Origin of the sequence: Rhizobium sp. WCS2018Hpa-16 (assembly GCF_031843705.1) — a bacterium.
Classification (GTDB): Bacteria; Pseudomonadota; Alphaproteobacteria; order Rhizobiales; family Rhizobiaceae; genus Agrobacterium; species Agrobacterium tumefaciens_C.
Map to the genome: position 1 here is coordinate 185,428 of NZ_JAVTIX010000001.1, position 20,245 is coordinate 205,672.

Annotated in this window: 22 protein-coding genes and 1 tRNA gene; 13 read left to right on the plus strand and 10 right to left on the minus strand. The window is 55.8% G+C overall.

Annotated elements, in window-relative coordinates:
• Positions 1-209 precede the first annotated feature (209 nt).
• Complete coding sequence (locus tag RQI55_RS00990) at positions 210-419, plus strand: hypothetical protein (RefSeq protein WP_042617770.1); 210 nt, start codon at positions 210-212, stop codon at positions 417-419.
• Here RQI55_RS00990 and RQI55_RS00995 read toward each other — a convergent pair.
• The 3 genes from RQI55_RS00995 to RQI55_RS01005 are packed head-to-tail and all read right to left on the minus strand — an operon-like array spanning position 392 to position 2,765.
• Positions 392-940, minus strand: a complete 549-nt coding sequence (locus RQI55_RS00995) for a hypothetical protein (protein WP_042617417.1) — start codon at positions 938-940, stop codon at positions 392-394. The genes RQI55_RS00990 and RQI55_RS00995 overlap by 28 nt on opposite strands.
• A 3-nt stretch (positions 941-943) precedes the next feature.
• Positions 944-1,975 carry a cyclopropane-fatty-acyl-phospholipid synthase family protein gene (locus RQI55_RS01000; protein WP_042617416.1) on the minus strand — a complete coding sequence of 344 codons (1,032 nt, stop codon included), beginning with the start codon at positions 1,973-1,975 and terminating at the stop codon, positions 944-946.
• A 1-nt stretch (position 1,976) separates the two neighbouring features.
• Complete coding sequence (locus tag RQI55_RS01005) at positions 1,977-2,765, minus strand: DUF1295 domain-containing protein (RefSeq protein WP_311272330.1); 789 nt, start codon at positions 2,763-2,765, stop codon at positions 1,977-1,979.
• A 207-nt stretch (positions 2,766-2,972) separates the two neighbouring features.
• Here RQI55_RS01005 and RQI55_RS01010 point away from each other — a divergent pair, with 207 nt between their 5' ends.
• From RQI55_RS01010 to RQI55_RS01020, 3 genes are read left to right on the plus strand one after another with little or no spacing between them, the layout of a single operon-like run.
• Positions 2,973-3,317, plus strand: coding sequence for a DUF2147 domain-containing protein (locus tag RQI55_RS01010; protein WP_236727940.1), 345 nt, complete (start codon positions 2,973-2,975; stop codon positions 3,315-3,317).
• A gap of 23 nt (positions 3,318-3,340) precedes the next feature.
• Positions 3,341-3,757 (plus strand): DUF2177 family protein, encoded by a 417-nt coding sequence (locus RQI55_RS01015; protein ID WP_042617413.1) that lies wholly within the window; start codon positions 3,341-3,343, stop codon positions 3,755-3,757.
• Between the two features lie 32 nt (positions 3,758-3,789).
• Positions 3,790-4,806 carry an alpha/beta fold hydrolase gene (locus tag RQI55_RS01020; RefSeq protein WP_155398788.1) on the plus strand — a complete coding sequence of 339 codons (1,017 nt, stop codon included), beginning with the start codon at positions 3,790-3,792 and terminating at the stop codon, positions 4,804-4,806.
• Positions 4,807-4,852: 46 nt separating this feature from the next.
• Here RQI55_RS01020 and RQI55_RS01025 read toward each other — a convergent pair whose 3' ends face one another.
• Complete coding sequence (locus RQI55_RS01025; protein WP_042617412.1) at positions 4,853-5,641, minus strand: DUF4394 domain-containing protein; 789 nt, start codon at positions 5,639-5,641, stop codon at positions 4,853-4,855.
• Positions 5,642-5,842: 201 nt separating this feature from the next.
• Here RQI55_RS01025 and RQI55_RS01030 point away from each other — a divergent pair, with 201 nt between their 5' ends.
• On the plus strand, positions 5,843-6,385 hold the full coding sequence (locus tag RQI55_RS01030; RefSeq protein ID WP_243255216.1) for a sigma-70 family RNA polymerase sigma factor: 543 nt from the start codon (positions 5,843-5,845) through the stop codon (positions 6,383-6,385).
• On the plus strand, positions 6,382-7,095 hold the full coding sequence (locus RQI55_RS01035) for an anti-sigma factor domain-containing protein (protein ID WP_243255217.1): 714 nt from the start codon (positions 6,382-6,384) through the stop codon (positions 7,093-7,095). The genes RQI55_RS01030 and RQI55_RS01035 overlap by 4 nt, the downstream gene beginning before the upstream one ends.
• Positions 7,096-7,115: 20 nt before the next feature.
• Here the strand turns inward: RQI55_RS01035 and RQI55_RS01040 are convergent.
• Positions 7,116-7,192: transfer RNA gene (locus tag RQI55_RS01040), tRNA-Arg, on the minus strand.
• A gap of 415 nt (positions 7,193-7,607) precedes the next feature.
• Between RQI55_RS01040 and RQI55_RS01045 the strand changes: the two genes are divergently transcribed.
• Positions 7,608-8,117, plus strand: coding sequence for a MarR family winged helix-turn-helix transcriptional regulator (locus RQI55_RS01045; protein WP_243255218.1), 510 nt, complete (start codon positions 7,608-7,610; stop codon positions 8,115-8,117).
• Between the two features lie 71 nt (positions 8,118-8,188).
• Here the strand turns inward: RQI55_RS01045 and RQI55_RS01050 are convergent, their stop codons facing one another.
• From RQI55_RS01050 to xylF, 3 genes are all read right to left on the minus strand, one after another.
• Positions 8,189-8,971 carry an ATP-binding cassette domain-containing protein gene (locus tag RQI55_RS01050; RefSeq protein ID WP_042617409.1) on the minus strand — a complete coding sequence of 261 codons (783 nt, stop codon included), beginning with the start codon at positions 8,969-8,971 and terminating at the stop codon, positions 8,189-8,191.
• 20 nt (positions 8,972-8,991) lie between these two features.
• Positions 8,992-10,305, minus strand: coding sequence for a sugar ABC transporter permease (locus tag RQI55_RS01055; RefSeq protein WP_243255219.1), 1,314 nt, complete (start codon positions 10,303-10,305; stop codon positions 8,992-8,994).
• Between the two features lie 136 nt (positions 10,306-10,441).
• Positions 10,442-11,482, minus strand: a complete 1,041-nt coding sequence (gene xylF / locus RQI55_RS01060; RefSeq protein WP_042617407.1) for a D-xylose ABC transporter substrate-binding protein — start codon at positions 11,480-11,482, stop codon at positions 10,442-10,444.
• A 227-nt stretch (positions 11,483-11,709) separates the two neighbouring features.
• On the opposite strand from xylF, the gene RQI55_RS01065 reads away from it, so the two are divergent.
• Together RQI55_RS01065 and RQI55_RS01070 are read left to right on the plus strand one after the other, a co-directional pair.
• Positions 11,710-12,927, plus strand: coding sequence for an ROK family transcriptional regulator (locus RQI55_RS01065; protein ID WP_243255220.1), 1,218 nt, complete (start codon positions 11,710-11,712; stop codon positions 12,925-12,927).
• A 33-nt stretch (positions 12,928-12,960) separates the two neighbouring features.
• Positions 12,961-13,191, plus strand: a complete 231-nt coding sequence (locus RQI55_RS01070) for a hypothetical protein (protein WP_042617405.1) — start codon at positions 12,961-12,963, stop codon at positions 13,189-13,191.
• 14 nt (positions 13,192-13,205) lie between these two features.
• Here RQI55_RS01070 and RQI55_RS01075 read toward each other — a convergent pair whose 3' ends face one another.
• Positions 13,206-13,655, minus strand: a complete 450-nt coding sequence (locus RQI55_RS01075) for a hypothetical protein (RefSeq protein ID WP_243255221.1) — start codon at positions 13,653-13,655, stop codon at positions 13,206-13,208.
• Positions 13,656-13,751: 96 nt separating this feature from the next.
• Entirely contained in the window at positions 13,752-14,726 is a 975-nt protein-coding gene (locus RQI55_RS01080; protein WP_243255222.1) for a LysR family transcriptional regulator, read from the minus strand.
• A gap of 282 nt (positions 14,727-15,008) precedes the next feature.
• On the opposite strand from RQI55_RS01080, the gene chvE reads away from it, so the two are divergent.
• The 4 genes from chvE (at position 15,009) to araD1 (ending at position 19,980) form a co-directional block, all read left to right on the plus strand.
• On the plus strand, positions 15,009-16,073 hold the full coding sequence (gene chvE, locus RQI55_RS01085) for a sugar ABC transporter substrate-binding protein ChvE (RefSeq protein WP_192064274.1): 1,065 nt from the start codon (positions 15,009-15,011) through the stop codon (positions 16,071-16,073).
• An 85-nt stretch (positions 16,074-16,158) separates the two neighbouring features.
• Positions 16,159-17,694, plus strand: coding sequence for a sugar ABC transporter ATP-binding protein GguA (gene gguA, locus RQI55_RS01090; protein WP_042617767.1), 1,536 nt, complete (start codon positions 16,159-16,161; stop codon positions 17,692-17,694).
• The gene (gene mmsB / locus RQI55_RS01095; RefSeq protein WP_243255223.1) at positions 17,694-18,890 is read left to right on the plus strand and encodes a multiple monosaccharide ABC transporter permease; all 1,197 of its coding nucleotides are present in this window, start codon (positions 17,694-17,696) and stop codon (positions 18,888-18,890) included. Before gguA ends, mmsB begins: the two co-directional genes overlap by 1 nt.
• A gap of 97 nt (positions 18,891-18,987) precedes the next feature.
• The gene (gene araD1, locus RQI55_RS01100; RefSeq protein WP_243255224.1) at positions 18,988-19,980 is read left to right on the plus strand and encodes an AraD1 family protein; all 993 of its coding nucleotides are present in this window, start codon (positions 18,988-18,990) and stop codon (positions 19,978-19,980) included.
• Positions 19,981-20,245: the final 265 nt, after the last annotated feature.

The window sequence follows — 20,245 nt, forward strand, 5'->3', positions numbered from 1 at the left end:
GGAGATGCCTCCTTTATTCTGGCTTTTTTCACGCTGCGTCGATCAAAACGACTGCAACCCTAACGCAAATAGGCCGTGCATTGATCCAGATGCGATATGACTGTGGTTGTTAGCCGATCGGGAAACATCTCTCAAGTTTTGACAGAATGCTCGGCGAAAGACTATATCGTGCCCACGCCGCAGCCTGCGGTACGGTTGGAGAAGCAAGCGTGGACACTGTATCGATCGACAATCGCGGCGACTTCGGCCTCTGGGCCATTGAGCGCGCCAAGGCCATTATTTCGGCTGAGGGTTCAGACCTTGCCATTGCCGCACGGGATGGCGACGAAAGCGCCATCCGCGAGGCAGCCAACAATCTTGGGACTGCGATTTCCGCAGCACTGCTGGAGGTTTACGACGGCCTTGTGCCGGAGGAGTGACCCTCACGCTGAAGGCCGGCATATCTCAACGCGATAAAGGCCGTGAGGCATGCGACAGCAAAAGCGTTGAGGTTGAGCAGCTTTGCAAGGTCAGGCGCGCTCCACATTTGCCACGCATCTCCGAGCAGATAGCGCGTGTAGAGAAATCCCGCAAAAACCACGCCGGTCATTCCCACTTGCCACAGCCTTTCGCTTTGCCGGAATGAGACTGCGACCAGCATCACGCAAGCCGCGAAAAACAGTTCCGTGCCTGACGCGACCCCGAAAAGCTTTGTCTCGAACACCGTATCGACGGTGCCGATGAGTGGTAGGGCGATGCGCGCTGCCAGTGGTGAGCGGCGCGCAAGGAAGGGGATGGCCAGGAAGAACAGCATCGAGATGACGCTGATCATGGCTGCCTGAAAACCGTCCCCCAGAAGCCACCAGATTGTCGCGGGATAGAAGGGTTTGTTGAGAATGATAACCCAGGCAATGGTCACCGTCGCGGCTGTCAGGGGATCGAGTTTTCCATCCTGTGCCATGGTTCAGGGCCTTGTCGGCGATAGAAGGTAGTGTCCGACACTCCACACGGCACCGTTATCGTGTCCGAACAGACCAGCGGTGGCCAGAAAGAACAACCGCCAGCGACGTCGCCAGAGATTGGCATCCTTGCCATAGACCGCCTTCAATATGGGCTCGATACGTTCGGATTCCCGGTCAAAATTGGCAAGCCAATCCATAGCGGTGCGCTTGTAATGGTCTCCAGACCAGTGCCATTCTGCCTCTACGGTGTAGATATCGTCAAAGCGATGCGGCAGATCGCGTGACGGCATGATGCCACCGGTGAAGAAGTGATGGGCAATCCAGTCGGCGGGGTCGCTCGGATCGAAACGGTAGGAGCGGTCCTTGTGGGTGAAGACATGGATGAAAAGCTTGCCATCCTCCTTCAGCCAGCTGCGCGTGCGTTCAAACAAGGCGCGCCAGTTCGACATGTGCTCGAACATCTCGATGGACACGATGCGGTCATATTGGCCTGATGGCGCAAAGTCGTTCATGTCAGCGGTGATAACCGTCAGATTATTCACGCCTTGAAGCGCCGCCTCCGCCATGATGTAGGCGCGTTGCGAGGCAGAGTTCGACACCGACGTGATGCGGGCGTTTGGAAACTGTCGAGCCAGATAGAGCGACAGGGAACCCCAGCCGCAGCCGAGTTCCAGAATGTTCATGCCATCGACAATACCGGCATGTTTCACTGTTTCGGCAAGAGCTGCTGTTTCTGCCGCGTACAGGGTCGTTGCAGCACTTGGGTAATAGCAGCAGGAATATTTCCGCTGTGCGCCCAGAACCAGCGCGAAAAATTCCGCAGGCACCTCGTAATGCTGCCGGTTGGCTTCATCCGTGTGCGTGGCGACGGGGAAGTTCCCCATGTCCCGGACGAAAGCCAGCTCATCCTCGTGAGGCACTTTCTCCAGCTTTCGTTTCGTTCTGCGGCAGAGAAAATCGATCCCTGCCAGCGTGACGCTGTCGGACAGGGGTGCTTTTTCTACCTGGTTGATCGCAAAAGCGAGCATGTTCATCTTAGACATCCTCTTTTCGTGGTCCGGGGAAAAATGCGTTGACGCGACGCTGCAAGGATCGGAATTTTTCGCCGCGAGAGCGCAGCATATGCTCCTCAAGCGGTGGAATTCCCGATGCGTAGACCAGCAGCCAGTACATCATTGCAGGTGCTAAAAGGGTGGCCAGAAGCCAGAATGGCGAGCCCGTCAGCGCCAGCAGAGGCCATGTGCACCAGAATAGCCACTCGAAGAAATAATTGGGGTGGCGCGAATATCGCCAGAGGCCGACTTCGCAGACCTCTGTCTTGGCTTCCGGTGTCTCGCGAAACTGCGCGAGCTGACGGTCCGAGATGGCCTCTCCTGCCAAGGCAATTGCCGCTATCGCAAGGCCCAGAATATCGGCAAAGGTCGGGAAGGGCGTGCTGTTCGATGCGGCAATATAAATAGCGACAACCAGAATAAAGGCCGCAAGCGCCTGTATCTGCAGGAACTGGAAGAGGCGACGACCGGCATTCTCGCCCCACTCCTCAACAAGCTTGGCATAACGCGGGTCTTCGCCGCCGCCCTTGGTGCGTGAACCAATATGGCTGCCCAGCCGGATGGACCATATCAAAATGATGATGAAGGCGGCGCAGCGCCGTTCAAAGGAACCGTCGGCAAAGACAATCGCTGCGATGCCGCCCAGACCGACTGAAAAGGACCAGATCGTATCGATCCAGCCGCTCGCTCCGGTCCGGCGTTGTATGGCCCAGGCCAAAACCATGATGAGGCTAAGGCCAATGGCAATGCCGATCAACAATCCATAATTCATCACAGTTACCTTCACCCGCACTGTTGCTGCTTGCGGTAGTCTACGGCGTGGTGAGGTGATTGGTTTCATCTGGAGCAGAAAAAAGCCGGACTGACGTTTTTTGTGATCCAACGCAACCTTAAAGCCGTTTAACCGTCTGCAACCGGGCTGGGTGAACGTCTCGGTGAGGAGATCGACATGAATTCGGGTTTGAAATACGCAATCTGCATGGTCGCCCTTTCGGCAGGTGCCGCGTCTGCTAATGATATCAACGGGGAATGGGCGCGTGGCGATGGCAATGCGAGAGTTTCAGTCAGCGCCTGTGGTTCTGATATCTGCGCAACAAATACGTGGATCAAGCCGGGCACGCCCAAGGAAAAAGCGGGCGACAAGCTGGTAATGAGCATCAAGCGGACAGCCGATGGTGAATATTCCGGCACGGCTTTCGACCCGCAACGTGATCTGACCTACAAGCTCACTGTCTCCGTGAAAGGCGACAGCATGACAACGAAGGGCTGTGTGCTGGCGGGTATTCTCTGCAAGGGCGTGAACTGGTCCCGCATCAAATCATAATCTCAAAACACAAAGGTCCGACCATGAAAAAGAGCGCGATTGCCTTCATCTCAACACTGATCGTCTTTCTGGCGATAGACTTTGTCTGGCTGAGCCTGATGGCAAATGCGCTCTACCGCCCCGTGCTCGGAGACATGCTCGTCACCGAATTTCGCGTCGCGCCAGCGGTCATTTTCTATCTGCTCTATGCTGCAGGGCTGACCTTTTTTGCGGTTCGCGCAGGGCTGGCGACGTCGAGTTTCCGCACATCATTCGTCTATGGCGGCCTGTTGGGTTTGATGGCCTATGGCACCTACGACCTGACCAACCAGGCAACTCTCGCGAACTGGTCCACGACACTGACCGTCGCTGACCTGATCTGGGGCTCGACGCTCTCTGCCGTTGCCTCCTGCGCCGGGCATTGGATTACAGAAAAACTGTGTGGACGGGCTTCCCGTTGATCGTCCCAACGCAAAATGTCAAAGGTCTTCGAATGACTTATCTTGTGCCGGTGTTTGGTATTCTCGCTGCTTTGATGTTCGGAGAAAGTGCGTTGGCCTTGCAGAAAGCAGACAATGCTCAGTCATCAAGCCACGCCAATATTGATGAAAAACGCATCGATGTCGGCGGCTTTCAGCTCAACAGCGTTTTGCTGCCTGCGAAGAAGGGCGCAACTCTGCCGCCCATCGTGTTCATCCATGGTGCCAGCACCAGCCTCTATGACCCGATGTATGCATTCAGGGAAAAGCTTGAGGGCAAGGCAACCCTGCTGTTTGTGGACAGGCCGGGCCATGGCCGTTCTGATATCGGGCCCAAGGCCAATATCCTGCCGGATGCCCAAGCCGATGCCATAGCCACGCTCATGAAAAAGCGCGGCATCAAGAAAGCGATTATTGTCGGGCATTCCTTCGGCGGCGCAATCACTGCAGCCTTTGCGGTTCGGCACAAGGAGATGGTTGAGGGCCTGGTGTTTCTCTCGCCAGCCCTCTATCCATGGCCAGGGGGAATTGCATGGTACTATAACGCGGCGCGTTTCCCGGTTACCGGCGTCCTGTTCAGCACGCTCATTGCACCGGCTGCCGGTGCCATTGCCATTGATGGGGCGGTCAAATCCGTCTTTGCGCCCAATCCTATGCCGTCAGATTATATTTCCCGCACCCGTGCCTATCAGGCGCTGCGCCCGGTCGCATTCCGCCATAATGCGCAGGAAGTGGGTGGGCTGAATGGCTGGGCCAAGGCCGCATCACCTGCATTTCGCACCATCAAGGCGCCAACGGTTATCATCGCCGGTGATGTCGATGAGGTGGTTTCAACCGAGATCCATTCCCGGCATCTCGCACGCGATATCAGCGGTGCGGAATTGATCGTAGTCCACAATCTTGGCCATAAATCGGATTATGTGGCCAGTGATCTCGCCATTGCTGCAATGGAAAAAAATGCCGGTAAGCCCCGCAATCTGAAGGCCATTGCCAAGACGCTTGAAACGAAGATTGCAAATGACGGCCAGTAGGTGAGTGACGGCTGGCCGGTTTTACCTGGCCAGCCGCTCATCGCAATTACATGGCAGGCAGCACGGCGATGTCGCGAAGCGGCAGCTCGACACCGGTGATGTCGCCAGCCTTCGTGGCTTTGCCGGTTTCCAGATTGACCGTATAAAGAGCCGTACCAGCCACAAGCATGGCCGTATTCTTGCCATCCGCCGTCGTCTGGATGTCGAAGGCATAGGTCGCAGGCTTGGTTTCGATGCCCAGCTTGCCGATCGACTTCAGGGTTCCATCATTGGGCTTGGTCTGCTGGATAAGAGCGCCGATTGTGGCGTCGATGTTGTACATCGCGGTCTTTTCCGGCTTTCCGTAGGAATTGGTATAGGCGGCAGCAACGATATTGGGCGTTTCACCCTTGTGCATGTCGGCATCTTCAAATGCCAATGTGCCGTCCACGGTCACTGCACCGGTATCAGGATGCACCCGGTGGTTCGTGGTTCCGGTCATGTAACGGAGACGGTCTGCCATAGGGTTGAAGTCTACGACAACAGGGGCCTGCGTCATGGTCAGCGGCTTGTCCATTTTTGCCACTTCGGTCGCGGCACCCGTTTCGAGGTTGATCGAGACGATTGTATTGTCAGCTGTTACGCCGACGACTGTCTTGGTGCCGGGGCGAAAATCAATGCCGACGAGCTTTTCGACGCCAGTTACGTCCATGGTCTTGGTCACGGCTGGCTTATCGGTATCGAACATGACGAGCGTCTTGTCTCCCGCCAATCCTAGTACCGGCGCGGCAAAGGCGAAGGTGGCGCTTGTGGCAAGCAGGGCGGAGGCAATCGTTGCTGTGCGAAGAATGGTCATATCTTTCTCCCGTTTCTATCCGTTTCGAGAGGTGCCAGGCAATTTGCCGGTCAGTGCTCTCAAAGGTTAGACACATGTGGGTGGCCGTTTGGATGCAGCGGCCAAAATATTTTTTTGATTTGCATCTCGGCATCAATTCCGGGTGTATGTGTTGAAACGAATATGTGTGCCGGGAGAGGCTCTTTGGACGTCGGACAGACAATGGCAGATGATTTCGGTACAGCACTCAACGCCTGCGCCAAGGGCGACCGGAATGGCCTGCGGGTTATTTTCGATAAAGAAGCCGGTCGACTGATCGCTGTGGCGGAACGCATCGTAAGACGACGCGATCTGGCCGAGGAAGTCGTACAGGAAGCATTCATACGCATTTGGAAAAGCGCGCACCAATATGAGCCCGGACGAGGGTCGGCGCGGGGCTGGATCTATGCCATCGTGCGCAACCGCGCGCTCAACATGCTGCGGGATGGTAAGCGTGAAGACCTGGTTTCGGACGATCATCTGGACACATTGCAAGAAGCCAGCCACGTCGAGCACATCATGACATCCTGGCACAGGCTGGATCAGAACAGCAGGCTGCGCGACTGCCTCTCCACGCTGGATGAAACAAGACGCCGCGGCATCATCATGGCTTATGTCGGTGGCTACACCCATGGCGAAATTGCCGGGCGTTTGCAAATACCGCTTGGAACCGCGAAATCCTGGATCAGGCGCGGCCTTTCCTCGCTTCGGGAGTGCATGGCATGACGCAGCCCAAGCTCATTCAAGACATTGCGCTAACAGCAGATGAATATGTGCTGGGTCTTCTCGATGAAGAAAGCTATCAGCGGGTAACCGACCAGATCGATCAGAACGCGGAACTGCGCGCAGCCATCGCATCAAGCCGCGAACGGTTTCTGCCACTGGATATGTCTGTGGATGCGGTGGTGCCAAGCGCCGATCTCTGGATGCGGATCGACAGCCGCTTGGCCGATGCCCCATCTGCCGAAAACCCTCGACAGCGGCAACCTGCTTCCAATGATAACAGCCAGTCTCTCTGGAAGCGGACAGCCATCGCTTCGCTTGCAGCATCTGTGCTGTTGACGGCAGGTCTGGGCTGGTCGCTTATGCGTACCGCAGATCCCGTCGTCATCGCAATATTGCTGAATGAAGCGGGCGAGCCCCAGGCGATTGTGGAAGACTTCAGCAATGAGCACGCCAGAATTCGCCTGCTTGCAGATTTCACGGTTCCGGAAGGAAAGACCATGCAGGTTTGGACATTGCCGAACCGCGACATGGGCCCCATCTCGCTCGGTCTTCTTGACGAGCACCGCTCCGCGAGCCTCGAAACGCCACGGCTGCCAACGCCAACAGACAAGCAGCTTTACGAGATCACCCTCGAACAGACCGGCGGTTCCCCGACTGGAAGACCGACAGGGCCGATACTCGTCAAAGGCTTGGCAAACGCGGTTAGGTGATGTGAGCTTAGAAAGTGAAGTGGCGCACCCGACAGGATTCGAACCTGTGACCTTTGGAATCGGAATCCAACACTCTATCCAGCTGAGCTACGGGTGCATCCGTATGTGCGACGAGTCGCATCTGGCCGTGGTTCGTTCTTTAACCTAGCTTGCCCTGCGCTTCAATGTGTAAAATTACTTCATCAAGTTGAGCTCGGACGATTTTTCCGAGTTTGCGCCGTGACTTTATCAGTATTCTCTTAGAAATTGCATATCGCAGTGCGTCGACGCGAAAATCTGACTGCTTATTAAGCGTTTGATTATTCCCGTTGCATTTGTATCTCGGAATTTGCGCGGCTGGTGGATTCTTTGCGTCCGACCGGCGTGATGCCGCGTTTTCATCTATTTGATATCCGTGAGTGAATAAAAAATGGAAGTTTAAAGTCAGGCATTATTCATTAATAAATCTTGTTCTAATTAAGCTGGTTAGCTAGTTTACAAAGTCCGCGGGGGCGAATCAGAGGGGGCTAAAGATGATGTCGAGTCTCGGACTTGAGCAGGGCATGGATAAGGTGTTCCCCAAGGAGCCTGAAGTCCCATCTCTGCTCTCAAGGGTAGAAGTAAATTATTCAATATTGTCAGATGCCGTTATTTATAGTCTTCGGCGCGCTCAGCTATCGGTTGTGAATGATTTCAACGAAAGCCTTCTGGCGTTTTCCCTTAGGCCGACCGATTTTCCGGTTCTCGTTCTCGTGGCGAACAATTGTAGCCTGAAGCAGAGCGATGTTGCCGAGGCGCTTGGCATTCAGCGTGCCAACTTCGTGGCCATCATCGATGCGCTGGAAGACAAGGGACTGTTGCAACGCCGTCGCTCGGAAGCGGATCGCCGGGTTCATTATCTGGAAATAACGGAAAGAGGCAGGACTGTTCTGGAGGAGATTTCCCAGGTGTGGCGTGCGCATGAAGGCAGACTGATTGATCGCCTTGGTGGCGAGACGGCCCGTGACCAGTTGGTGAGCCTGTTACGCTGCATTCAGGACTGATGCCGTAGCGCCATAATGCCTTAGAGTAAAACAGGTGCGGTTTGGCCGCACCTGTTTTTGTTTGTGCATATTCAGGAGCGCATAGCACCGGGGCCTGGGGTGGCGCCCGGAGGGACTTTTCCCAGAATAATCATGCCCAGCACTTCATCCTTGGTCACATCCTGCGTTCTGGCATGGCCGACCACCTTGCCATTTTTCATCACGAAGACGCGGTCTGCGAGATCGAAGACGTCATGAATGTCATGGCTGATGAGGAAAATGCCGATCCCTTCCTTCTTCAATTCCTTGACCAGATCACCCACCTGCGCGGTTTCCTGCGGGCCGAGTGCAGCCGTCGGCTCATCCATGATGAGAATGCGGGCATCGAACAGAATGGCGCGAGCGATGGCAACCGATTGGCGCTGTCCACCGGAGAGTGCCTTAACCGGCTCTTTGAAGCGCTTGAAGTTGGGGTTAAGGCGGCCCATCACCTCGCGCGCGGAGGCTTCCATGGCGACATCATCTAGCGTGCCCCAGGGAGTGCGCAGTTCACGGCCAAGATAGAGATTGGCCGCAGCATCAACATTATCGGCGACGGCAAGCGTCTGATAGATGGTTTCGATGCCGAATTTCTTGGCATCGCGCGGATTGCGAATATCGACATCCTCACCATTGATCAGGATGTCTCCGCCATCACGACGATAGGCGCCTGAGAGGATCTTGATCAGGGTCGATTTGCCTGCGCCATTGTGGCCCAGCAGCGCCACGACTTCGCCGCGATGGAGATCGACCGAGGCGTTTTCCACCGCGTGGATGCCGCCGAAGGAGATGGAAATATTGCGCATTTCCACAAGCGGAGTGGTTTGGTCCGTCATATCGGAAACTCCTCTTATTCTTACTTGGCTCTGGCGCGGTAAACCGTATCCAGCCAGACGGCCAGAACGAGCACCATTCCGATGACAATGCTTTGCAACGGAGTATCCATGCCAAGCAGCACCATGCCGGAGTTCAGAGATTGCATGACCACGGCACCCAGAATGGCACCGGCGATGGTTCCGGCACCGCCCGCAAGCGAAGTGCCGCCGATGACGGCTGCGGCGATGGTATAAAGCTCATCCAGCGTGCCCTGCGCATTGGTTGCAGCGTTCAAGCGAGCGGTTGAGATGGCCGCGGCGATTGCGCAGAGTATGCCCATCAGTGCGAAAATGCGCACCGTAACCCACCGTGTCTTGATACCGGCGAGAACGGCGGCTTCCGGGTTGCCACCAATGGCGAAAACATAGCGGCCGAAGCGGGTACGGTTGGTGATGAAATTCATGACAATGGCGATACCAAGTGCAATCAGCACCGGTATGGCCACGCCGAGTGAAATTTCGAGACCCGTGTCAGGCCAAGCCATGTTGTTGGCTTCGGCGTATTTGCGCGCCAGATTGACCGGCATGTAATAGCTGTTGAGAACCTTGACGGAGCCCAGCACGATGCCGCAGCCGACGAGACCCACAAAATATTCAGCCCAGATGGGCTTGAGTGGAAAGCCGAAGCGTTTTCTCTGTCTGCGCGAATTGACGATGGACATGATGATCAGGACGCAGGCTATGATCCCGACGACCCAGCTTGCCGTTGCGCCGATCGAGCCATCGGCACCACCGCCCATGAGGCGAAAGCGGGTGTCCATGGGCGCAACCGTTGCGCCGCTCGTCACCATCCATGCCGCGCCGCGCCAGACCAGAAGGCCGCCCAGCGTTACGATGAAGGATGGCACATTCATGAAGGCGATGATGACACCCTGAAACGCGCCGATGGCTGCGCCCAGCGTGATGCCGACGCCGAGCGCCACAATCCAGGACATCTGGTGGTCATAGCCCAGCCAACCGGGCAGGAAGCGGGTTTGCGTTACCGCCATGATCATGCCCACGAAGCCGAGAATGGAGCCAACCGAAAGATCGATGTTGCGCGTCACGATCACCAGAACCATGCCGGTTGCCATGACGGAAACGGACGCGGCCTGAACCGAGAGGTTCCACAGGTTTCGCGATGTGAGGAAGAGGCCGCCGGAAAGGATGTCAAACCCAATCCAGATAACCAAAAGTGCCACGACCATGCCCAGAAGGCGGGTATCGATTTCCGTCGCGTTCAAGAAACGTCGCAACGGGTTTCCCCGTTCTGCCCGGGCCGCGGGTTGCGATGCGACAACGGTTTGGTCCGCCATATCTGCTGTTCTCCCTGAAATATTTCATGCCGCCCATCACGCCGGTGCGCCGCAAGGTTGCCCCTGCGGCGGTGCCGGGTAGACTGGCGAAACTCGAGGCCTGAACCTCGAGAATCTCGCTGAGCCTGATGTTGGCTTATTTGCAAGCGGCGACTGTGCCGCCCTTCACGCCCTGGCAAAGCTCACTTTTGGTGATCCACTTTGCATCCAGAACAACGTTCAGATTGTCCTTGGTGATGGCCTGCGGCTCGAGGAAGTACGAGCTCATTTCCACACCCTTGGTGCCGCCCTTGAACTTGATGGTGCCTTCCAGCTTGTCCATCTTGGTGCCCTTGGCCAGAGCAACCGCCACTTCGCCGGCCTTCTTGCCCAGCTTGCGGCTGTCCTTCCAGACAGAAACCGTCTGTGTGCCGAGCGCTACGCGGTTCAGCGCGGCCTTGTCGCCATCCTGTCCGGAAACTGGAACGGAACCAGCAAGACCCTGAGCTTCGAGTGCTGCGACCACGCCGCCTGCCATGCCGTCATTGGACGAAACCACGGCATCGACCTTGTTGTTGTTGGCGGTCAGGAACTGCTCCATGTTCTTCTGGGCAATTTCAGGCTTCCAGCCGTCGGTATAGGCTTCGCCGACATTCTTGACCTTGCCGGATGCCATTGCGTCTTTCAGCACTTCCATCTGGCCAGAGAATACGAAGTCTGCATTCGGATCGGTCGAGCCGCCCTTGATGAAGACGTAGTTGCCCGTTGGCTTGATCTTGAAGACTTCCTTGGCCTGCAGGCGGCCGACTTCCTTGTTGTCGAAGGTGATGTAGTAGGTGCTTGGATTTTCGATCAGTCGGTCATAACCCACGACCGGAATACCTTCAGCGGCAGCCTTTTCGATGGCTGGGCCAATGGCGCTGCTATCCTGCGCCAGAACGATGAGGGCGTTTGCGCCCTGGGCAATCAGGCTTTCAATGTCTGTCAGCTGCTTTGCAGCCGAGGTCTGCGCATCGGCAGAGATGTATTTTGCGCCCGACGCTTTCAGTGCGTCCTTGATTGCCGCCTCGTCGGTCTTCCAGCGTTCTTCCTGGAAGTTGGACCAGGACACGCCGACGACAAGTTCGGCAGCCACGGCAACCGTGTGCAGAGAAACGAGTACGGCTGTACCCGCCAATAGCTTGGCAAATGAATTCATGATGTCCTCCCGGGTAACGACGAAACGCGAGGCACCTCCATGCCTCTACGAACGCCTGAAAATCTGCCGAAAAACTAAAAAAGCATTTTTTCTCGACAGTCGAGAAATTAAATGTCAGAGAATCCTGACACTGTCAACAGAACTTGATGCTGCTTTTCGCGGGCTTGGTTGCGGTGGAACTTTGCAGGGTCTATGGCGGTGAAAACAGGCGAAGGAATTGACGTGCAATGCCCGGAATAGCGAGCACAGAGCTGGTCCGGCAGCAAAACAGTTTGCGTGTTTTGAGCGCCTTGCGCCGCCACGGCAATGTTTCCCACACAGACCTTGCGGCTTTGACCGGCCTTGCCTCGGCCACTGTTTCCGTCATCACCGCGGACCTTGAGCGTTTTTCCCTCATCGAACGGACCGAGCAGCAGGCGGCGTCGGGCAGGGGCCGTCCGCGTGTTCTGTTCCAGCCCAACAGGCAGTATGGCTATGTGGCGGTGGTGGTCATCTCGTCTGATGCCGTTCAATATTCTCTTGTGGATTTCACCGGCAAGCTGATGGACCGTTTTGGTGAAAGCCGCACCACCGGCAAAGCCTCCGACTTTGCGCAATCGGTCCTGGCAGGGCTGCTCCGCCTCGTTGCCCGCTCCAAGATTGCCGCGAGTGCTGTCTTGCACATATCGATCAGCAGCAAGGGGTTGGTCGATCCGCCCAGCGCTACGCTCGTCTGGTCACCGGTTCTGGGTGAAGGGCAGGTGGATTTTCGCGAGACGCTATCGGGACATTTTCGTGCGCAGATCTATCTTTATAACGAGACCCTGCTTGTTGCCGAGGCGTTGTGGATGCGGGAAAGAGCAGCGACGCCACCGCTTGGCGCTTTGTCGGCGCTTTCGTTGGGCCACAGTATTGGGCTGGGGGTTGCTCGCGATATGGGCGAAGGCCGCGCCGCTGTCGAGGCCCCGAATTTCGGCCATATGCTGCATATGCCTGACGGTGCGCTCTGCCGATGCGGTGCGAAAGGCTGCGTCGAAGCCTATTGCGGCTTTTACGGCATTCTGCGCACGGCGTTCGAGGTTCCGACCAATACGATCCCGGCCAAATTTGTACCTCTTGGTGAGGTGGAGAAGATCGCCGCATCGGCGCGCTCGGGAAACCGCATGGCCGCATTTGCATTCCGCCAAGCCGGGCTTGCGCTTGGCAACGGGCTTTCGCGCCTGTTCAGCCTGCACGGCCCCATGCGGGTCTTCGTGACCGGACCCGGAACGCGGTTTTTTGATCTGCTGGAAGCCAGCATGCGTGAGGGCATGATGCAGACGAATGCCGTTCGCATCGGCGGAATGCCGCTCATCACAATTGAGCCAGATGAGCAGCGTTTGGTTTTTGATGGCCATATGGGGCTTGCATTGTCGCGTCTGGATGGAGATATCCTGATATCTGGCACGGCTTCGCAGGTGACTTGAACCGCGCGCCCCTGCACCGCCCAAGGAGACGTTATGCTGAACATCGACACAAGCCACCCCATCTACCGGCCTCTCTGGGCGCGGCTTTTGATTGTCGGGTTCACCACCGCCTGGGCTGTCATCGAGTTCATCAATCACGAAATTTTCTGGGCAACGGTGGTCGGCGGCATCGCCGCTTACTCGGCCTATGTGCTGCTATACGCCTTCAAGCCCGCACCCGACAAAGTCGAGGAAAAGGCACCAGAACCTTCCGACGAAGCTTAAGGTTAAGCCGTTTATTATCGTCCCAGAAAGCGAATCGCCTGATCGATCAGCAGATTGGCGGCGGTCATTCGCAATGCGGCATTTTCGCGAAACTCCGCATCATTTGTATCGGGGTGGTTCAGCTTTGCGAAACTGCGGCGCTTTTCGCCCAGCGTCTCAACCGTGTCGCTGTCGGAAATTGCCAGCTCATCTGACACATCGGATAATGATGTGCGCGCAAGATGGGGCGGCATTGTTTTCGGCTCTGGCAGTGGCTCCGCAACGGCTGGCTCATCCTCCAGAAATCCCAGATAGGAATCGAGTGGCACATTGGCGGATGATGGTCCGTGCGTGGCTGTCTCGAACACTAAACTGGAATTGAATGCGCGAACGCCGGGCGGCATTTCCTTGACGGGTGGTTCGTCCTCCGCCTCGCGATCAAGGCGCTCCACCACTGACTGAAAAACGGACTGTCCGAACAGCATAGGAATTTCCCGGTTGGTTGGCGAAGATAACCATATGAATGTGGCGTCTGGCTTGCGTTGTCTTTGATATAGGTGGAATTCTTCTTTCCACCAAAGTTAGCCCATCAGATGCTGACTTTCTTCCAGCACAAGATCATAAAGCAGTTGGGCGCTGGGGGGTAGCACCCGGTCCTTGGTAATGATGAGGCTATAGGGTTTCACGCTCAGTTCGAAATCTGTGGGTAGAATACGGATGTCGCCCATCGGCGAATGCTGTCCTGAGACGAATTCCGCCATTTCATATGCAAGCGGCGCGATGGCGTTTGTTTGCGTCACGATGGCCAGAGTGAGGACAACCGAGGGCGTGTTGATAATGTTGCGGGGCAGCGCCACGCCGTGGGAGAGAAACACATCTTCCATGCTTCGCCGCAGCAGGGCACCAGGTGGCTGAAACACCCAGTCATATTGCGAGAGATCTTCGAGCCTCACCTGAGGGCTCTCCAAAAGCGGATGATCCTTACGCACGAGAAGGCATGCCCGTTCGATGCCGATTTCATGCGCACTGAACAAAGCCGGGTCTATATCGTCAGGAATACGTCCAATGACGAAATCATGGCGAGCCGCCAGCAATTCTCGCGCCAGCACATTGCTCGTCTCAACCTGCACATTCACCTCTATGCCGGGATAGGTATCCATTGCCTTGCGAAGTGCGGGAACAACGAGGCTGATGGCGGGAGCGGTGACGGAGCCGATGAACACCGAGCCGCCGCTACCCGATTTCATCTGGGCCAATTCCCGGCCAGCTTCGCGAAGTTCAAGAAGAATCTTCTTCGAGCGCCTCGCCAGTGCCTCGCCGAAACGGGTCAGCACCACCCCGCGGGATGCGCGTTGGCACAGCGGGTTCTTGACGATTGCCTCCATCTCCGCAAGCATTCGTGACGCTGCAGGCTGCGTCATGTTCAAGGCTGCCGCCGCCGCGCTGACCTGCCCGTGTTCCTCTATCGTCACCAGCATGCGCAAATGCGACATTTTCAACCCTGCCCGCAACAAGGGGTTGTCTTCTGTCAGGGACTGAAATTCGAACGAATTCATTCCATTTCGTTCCATTGCGACCACTCCATTTCGTCCTGAAAATCAGCCTCAGGCAATTATATCGATTTAATATATCGAAAATGATATAGCTCTGGCAATTTATTCTATTTGACAGTTATATGGATTCAGAACAGTTTGCGCCTGTGCCGGGGAGGAGCGCCAAAAGTTCGGATTGCGTCTTTGCAGTCTGATCGAGTAAGCTAAACTCCTAATGCTCGGGCGTGAATTTACGGGCGATTGTAAGGAACAACGCCTGAAAGAGGGTTCCAAGGGAGAGAGTTAATGAAATCCATTATTTCGATGTTTGCTGCCTGTGCCATCGGCGCTGCATCATTTGCTGCACCTGTATGGGCGCAGGACAAGGGAACCGTTGGCATTGCCATGCCGACAAAGTCGTCTGCCCGCTGGATCGATGATGGCAACAACATCGTCAAGCAGCTCGAGGCAGCTGGCTACGCGACTGATCTGCAGTACGCAGATGACGATATTCCGAATCAGCTCTCCCAGATCGAGAACATGGTCACCAAGGGCGTTAAGGTCCTGGTTATCGCATCGATCGATGGCACGACGCTGTCGGACGTTCTCAAGCAGGCTGGCCAGCAGGGCATCAAGGTCATCGCTTATGACCGCCTGATCCGTAACAGCGGCGACGTCAGCTACTACGCAACCTTCGACAACTTCCAGGTTGGCGTTCTGCAGGCAACGTCTATTGCCGACAAGCTTGGCCTGAAGGACGGCAAGGGTCCATTCAACATCGAGCTGTTCGGCGGTTCGCCAGACGATAACAACGCGTTCTTCTTCTACGACGGCGCAATGTCTGTTCTGAAGCCTTACATCGACAGCGGCAAGCTCGTTGTTAAGTCTGGCCAGATGGGCATGGACAAGGTCGGTACGCTGCGTTGGGACCCTGCAACTGCGCAGGCTCGCATGGATAACCTCCTGTCTGCCTTCTACACAGACGCAAAGGTTGACGCTGTTCTGTCTCCTTATGATGGCATCTCCATCGGTATCATTTCCTCGCTCAAGGGCGTTGGTTATGGCTCCAAGGACCAGCCACTCCCAATCGTTTCCGGTCAGGACGCTGAAGTTCCTTCCGTGAAGTCGATCATTGCTGGCGAACAGTATTCCACAGTCTTCAAGGACACTCGCGAACTCGCGAAGGTTACTGTTGGCATGGTCAACGCTGCAATGCAGGGCAAAGAGCCAGAAGTTAACGACACGAAGACCTATGAAAATGGCGTCAAGGTTGTTCCTTCCTACCTCTTGAAGCCAGTTGCGGTCACCAAGGAGAACTACAAGCAGGTTCTCGTTGATGGCGGTTACTACAAGGCAGACCAGCTGAAATAAGACTATGATCGCGGCGGGGATGGACATTGGTCCATCCCCGCTTCTTCAAATAAGAACGCCGGATTGTACGGCGCTGGATTGCGATATGGATAATACCCTCCTCGAAATGCGGAATATCACCAAGACATTCCCGGGCGTGAAAGCTCTGGAGAATGTGAACCTGAAGGTTCGGCAAGGTGAAATACACGCACTTGTCGGCGAAAACGGCGCGGGAAAGTCGACCCTGATGAAGGTCCTTTCGGGTGTTTACCCTGCCGGCACCTATGATGGCGAAATTCACTATGAAGGTCAGCTGCGAAACTTCCGCGCGATCAATGACAGTGAAGAAATTGGCATCATCATCATCCACCAGGAATTGGCACTCGTTCCGCTTCTCTCGATTGCCGAAAACATTTTCCTCGGAAACGAAATCGCCACCAATGGCGTCATCGGCTGGCAAGAGACGTTCAACCGCACGCGCGAGCTGCTGAAGAAGGTTGGTCTCAAGGAATCGCCGGAAACGCTGATCACCGACATCGGTGTGGGCAAGCAGCAGCTCGTGGAAATTGCCAAGGCATTGTCCAAGAGCGTGAAGCTGCTCATTCTCGACGAGCCCACTGCATCGCTGAACGAAAGCGATTCGGAAGCTCTGCTCAACCTGTTGATCGAGTTCCGCAAGCAGGGCCTGACCTCCATCATCATTACGCACAAGCTGAATGAAGTGCGCAAAGTCGCTGACCAGATCACGGTTCTGCGTGACGGTATGACGGTCAAGACGCTTGATTGCCACAATGAAGAGATCAGCGAAGATGTGATCATTCGCAACATGGTTGGCCGCGATCTCGAAGACCGTTATCCGCCACGCGATGTCGCGATTGGCGAAACCATTCTGGAAGTTAAGAACTGGAACGCGTTTCACCAGCAGCACAGAGATCGTCAGGTTCTCCACGATATCAACGTCAACGTCCGCAAGGGCGAGGTTGTCGGTATTGCGGGACTGATGGGCGCCGGGCGTACCGAATTTGCAATGAGCGTGTTCGGCAAGTCCTACGGACACAAGATCAGCGGCGACGTTCTGGTCAATGGCAAGCCCGTCGATGTTAGCACTGTTCGCAAGGCGATCGATGCAGGCCTTGCTTATGTGACCGAAGACCGCAAGCATTTGGGTCTCGTGCTCAACGACAATATTTTGCACAACACAACGCTTGCCAATCTGGCCGGTGTTTCGTCCGCTAGCGTTATTGACGACATCAAGGAAATGTCTGTCGCAAATGACTTCCGCAAGCGTCTGCGCATCCGGTCGTCGGGCATTTTCCAGGAAACGGTCAATCTTTCCGGCGGCAACCAGCAAAAGGTTGTCCTGTCGAAATGGTTGTTCTCCAATCCTGACGTCCTCATTCTGGACGAGCCGACGCGTGGTATCGACGTTGGCGCAAAATATGAAATCTACACCATTATCAACCAGCTCGCCGCCGAAGGAAAAGGCGTTCTGATGATCTCATCGGAAATGCCCGAACTGCTTGGCAATTGCGACCGCATCTACGTTATGAACGAAGGACGGATTGTCGCCGAATTGCCGAAGGGAGAGGCGAGCCAGGAAAGCATCATGCGCGCTATCATGCGCTCAGGGGAGAAGAACTGATGAGTTCGGCCAATAGATCCACCGAAGAGAGCAACGTCGTTTCAGTCGGCTCGTATATCCGGTCCAATATCCGTGAATACGGCATGCTGATTGCGCTCGTCGCCATCATGGTTTTCTTCCAGTTTTATACCGGCGGCATTCTGTTTCGCCCGGTTAACCTGACGAACCTGATTCTACAGAACTCCTTCATCGTCATCATGTCGCTCGGCATGCTTCTGGTTATCGTCGCTGGGCATATCGACCTTTCGGTTGGTTCCATCGTCGCTTTCGTCGGAGCAATCGCGGCTATTCTGACGGTCCAATGGGGCATGAACCCGTTGCTGGCAGCCCTGATCTGCCTTGGCGTCGGCGGCTTGATTGGTGCCGCGCAGGGTTACTGGATTGCCTATCACCGAATTCCATCGTTCATCGTCACGCTGGCAGGCATGCTTGTTTTCCGTGGTCTGACGCTGTTTGTACTTGGTGGTAAGAACATCGGTCCATTCCCGGTTGACTTCCAGGTTGTCAGCACCGGCTTCCTGCCTGACTTGGGTGGCATTGAAGGCTTCAACACCACGTCCATGGTGCTGACGCTGGCCATTACAGCTGTACTGTTCGTGCTTGCGCTCCGTCGTCGTCAGGTGAATGTGCGTCACGGTATCAGCGTCGAGCCGTTCGGCTTCTTCATGGTGCAGCACCTTCTGATCTCGGGCGCTATCCTGTTCCTCGGATATCAGTTGTCGACCTATCGTGGTCTGCCAAACGTGCTGATCGTGATGCTTCTCCTGATCGCTCTTTACAGCTTTGTCACGCGCCGCACGACTATCGGTCGCCGAATCTATGCGATGGGTGGTAACGAGAAGGCCACGAAGCTCTCCGGTATCAACACCGAGCGTTTGAGCTTCCTCACATTCGTGAACATGGGCGTGCTCGCTGGATTGGCCGGCATGATCATCGCAACGCGTTTGAATTCTGCAACGCCAAAGGCAGGTGCAGGCTTCGAGCTGGACGTCATCGCGGCATGCTTTATTGGCGGCGCATCGGCATCCGGCGGCGTTGGCAAGATCACCGGTGCGGTTATTGGCGCCTTCATCATGGGCGTTATGAACAACGGCATGTCGATTGTCGGTCTCGGCATCGACTTCCAGCAAATGGTCAAGGGCCTTGTGCTTCTGGCTGCTGTGTTCTTCGACGTCTACAACAAGAATAAGGGCTGACCTTTCGTTCGGCTCATCTATCTGAATTGACTAAAGTGGCCGGTTTCCGGCCACTTTCATGAGATGTAGGCGTCAAACGTCTTTGAAAGGAAATATCGTGCTGATTTCTCAGATCAAGAATGCAAGCGGGATCATCGTCGCCGTTCGCGAAGAAGGCGGCCAAGCGCGCGCCGTCAACAATGCTGGTTCCGTCTATGCGCTGGCGCTTGAAGCGGCCAATAGCGGCAAGACGCTGGCGCAAGTTATCGAAGCGCGCGGCTATGGTGAGGTCGTCGACCTTGAAGAAGCCTATGCGGAAGGCAAGTTCCTGCCGCCGATTACGCATCCCGATCCAGCGCACCTGCACCTAACAGGGACTGGGCTCACCCATCTCGGATCGGCCGCCACCCGTGACAGCATGCACAAGAAGACCAGCGAATCGTCTGAAGAGAGCCTCACGGACTCCATGAAGATGTTCAAGATGGGCCTTGAGAACGGCAAGCCGAAGGCTGGTGAAAAGGGCGTTCAGCCTGAGTGGTTCTATAAGGGCAATGGTCATGTGGCCACCGCACCGGGCGCGGCTTTGGTGTCGCCATCCTTCGCTCTCGATGGTGGTGAAGAGCCTGAAATGGCTGGCATCTACGTGATCGCTGATAACGGCCAGGCATTCCGCGTTGGCTTTGCGGTTTCCAACGAGTTCTCGGACCACGTGACAGAGCGGATGAACTATCTGTATCTCGCACACTCCAAGCTGCGCCCTGCAAGCTTCGGTCCAGAGATCCGCGTCGGCGCACCGCCATCGGATATCCGTGGAACATCGCGCATCTTGCGGGATGGCAAGGTCATCTTCGAAAAGCCATTCTTGTCTGGCGAGGACAACATGTCCCACACCTTCGCCAACCTCGAATATCACCATTTTAAATACGGTCTCTTCCGCGCTCCCGGCGAGGTTCATGTCCATATGTTCGGAACAGCGACGTTGTCTTTTGCCGATGGGATCAAGCCGGAGGCGGGTGACGTGTTCGAGATCGAAGCCGGTGGTTTTGGTCTTCCGTTGCGCAATGCGCTCAGAGTGGAAATGGAAGAACCGATCGTCATCAACCAGTTGTAAGGTTGGACATCAGTGATGAGAAAAGCCCTGGACTTCGGTCCGGGGCTTTTTTGTTGGTAGGTAAGATTCGACGATCCCGTTTGCCCGGTTTTTTGTGTCCTGGGCTCGCGATCCATGATTCGGACCCGTATGAGCAGGGGCTGCGATGAGCATTGCCGATAGGATGGCGTGACCGCATGGTTGCGTTGCGTCTCCGATCTTTGATCCTGCCGTATGTTCCCGATACAGTACTGTTGCCTATCAAGGACTTTGTCGTCACCGGCCG

Bases quoted from the DNA above. Each gene is read 5' to 3' on its own strand.
- RQI55_RS01000 (WP_042617416.1), bottom strand. From the start codon at position 1,975: ATGAACATGCTCGCTTTTGCGATCAACCAGGTAGAAAAAGCACCCCTG.
- RQI55_RS00995 (WP_042617417.1), bottom strand. From the start codon at position 940: ATGGCACAGGATGGAAAACTCGATCCCCTGACAGCCGCGACGGTGACC.
- RQI55_RS01020 (WP_155398788.1), top strand. From the start codon at position 3,790: ATGACTTATCTTGTGCCGGTGTTTGGTATTCTCGCTGCTTTGATGTTC.
- RQI55_RS01045 (WP_243255218.1), top strand. From the start codon at position 7,608: ATGATGTCGAGTCTCGGACTTGAGCAGGGCATGGATAAGGTGTTCCCC.
- RQI55_RS01025 (WP_042617412.1), bottom strand. From the start codon at position 5,641: ATGACCATTCTTCGCACAGCAACGATTGCCTCCGCCCTGCTTGCCACA.
- chvE (WP_192064274.1), top strand. From the start codon at position 15,009: ATGAAATCCATTATTTCGATGTTTGCTGCCTGTGCCATCGGCGCTGCA.
- RQI55_RS01005 (WP_311272330.1), bottom strand. From the start codon at position 2,765: ATGAATTATGGATTGTTGATCGGCATTGCCATTGGCCTTAGCCTCATC.
- RQI55_RS01030 (WP_243255216.1), top strand. From the start codon at position 5,843: ATGGCAGATGATTTCGGTACAGCACTCAACGCCTGCGCCAAGGGCGAC.
- RQI55_RS01010 (WP_236727940.1), top strand. From the start codon at position 2,973: ATGGTCGCCCTTTCGGCAGGTGCCGCGTCTGCTAATGATATCAACGGG.
- RQI55_RS01055 (WP_243255219.1), bottom strand. From the start codon at position 10,305: ATGGCGGACCAAACCGTTGTCGCATCGCAACCCGCGGCCCGGGCAGAA.
- RQI55_RS01080 (WP_243255222.1), bottom strand. From the start codon at position 14,726: ATGAATTCGTTCGAATTTCAGTCCCTGACAGAAGACAACCCCTTGTTG.
- RQI55_RS01035 (WP_243255217.1), top strand. From the start codon at position 6,382: ATGACGCAGCCCAAGCTCATTCAAGACATTGCGCTAACAGCAGATGAA.
- RQI55_RS01050 (WP_042617409.1), bottom strand. From the start codon at position 8,971: ATGACGGACCAAACCACTCCGCTTGTGGAAATGCGCAATATTTCCATC.
- RQI55_RS01075 (WP_243255221.1), bottom strand. From the start codon at position 13,655: ATGCTGTTCGGACAGTCCGTTTTTCAGTCAGTGGTGGAGCGCCTTGAT.
- RQI55_RS01015 (WP_042617413.1), top strand. From the start codon at position 3,341: ATGAAAAAGAGCGCGATTGCCTTCATCTCAACACTGATCGTCTTTCTG.
- RQI55_RS01065 (WP_243255220.1), top strand. From the start codon at position 11,710: ATGCCCGGAATAGCGAGCACAGAGCTGGTCCGGCAGCAAAACAGTTTG.
- RQI55_RS01070 (WP_042617405.1), top strand. From the start codon at position 12,961: ATGCTGAACATCGACACAAGCCACCCCATCTACCGGCCTCTCTGGGCG.
- xylF (WP_042617407.1), bottom strand. From the start codon at position 11,482: ATGAATTCATTTGCCAAGCTATTGGCGGGTACAGCCGTACTCGTTTCT.
- gguA (WP_042617767.1), top strand. From the start codon at position 16,159: ATGGATAATACCCTCCTCGAAATGCGGAATATCACCAAGACATTCCCG.
- mmsB (WP_243255223.1), top strand. From the start codon at position 17,694: ATGAGTTCGGCCAATAGATCCACCGAAGAGAGCAACGTCGTTTCAGTC.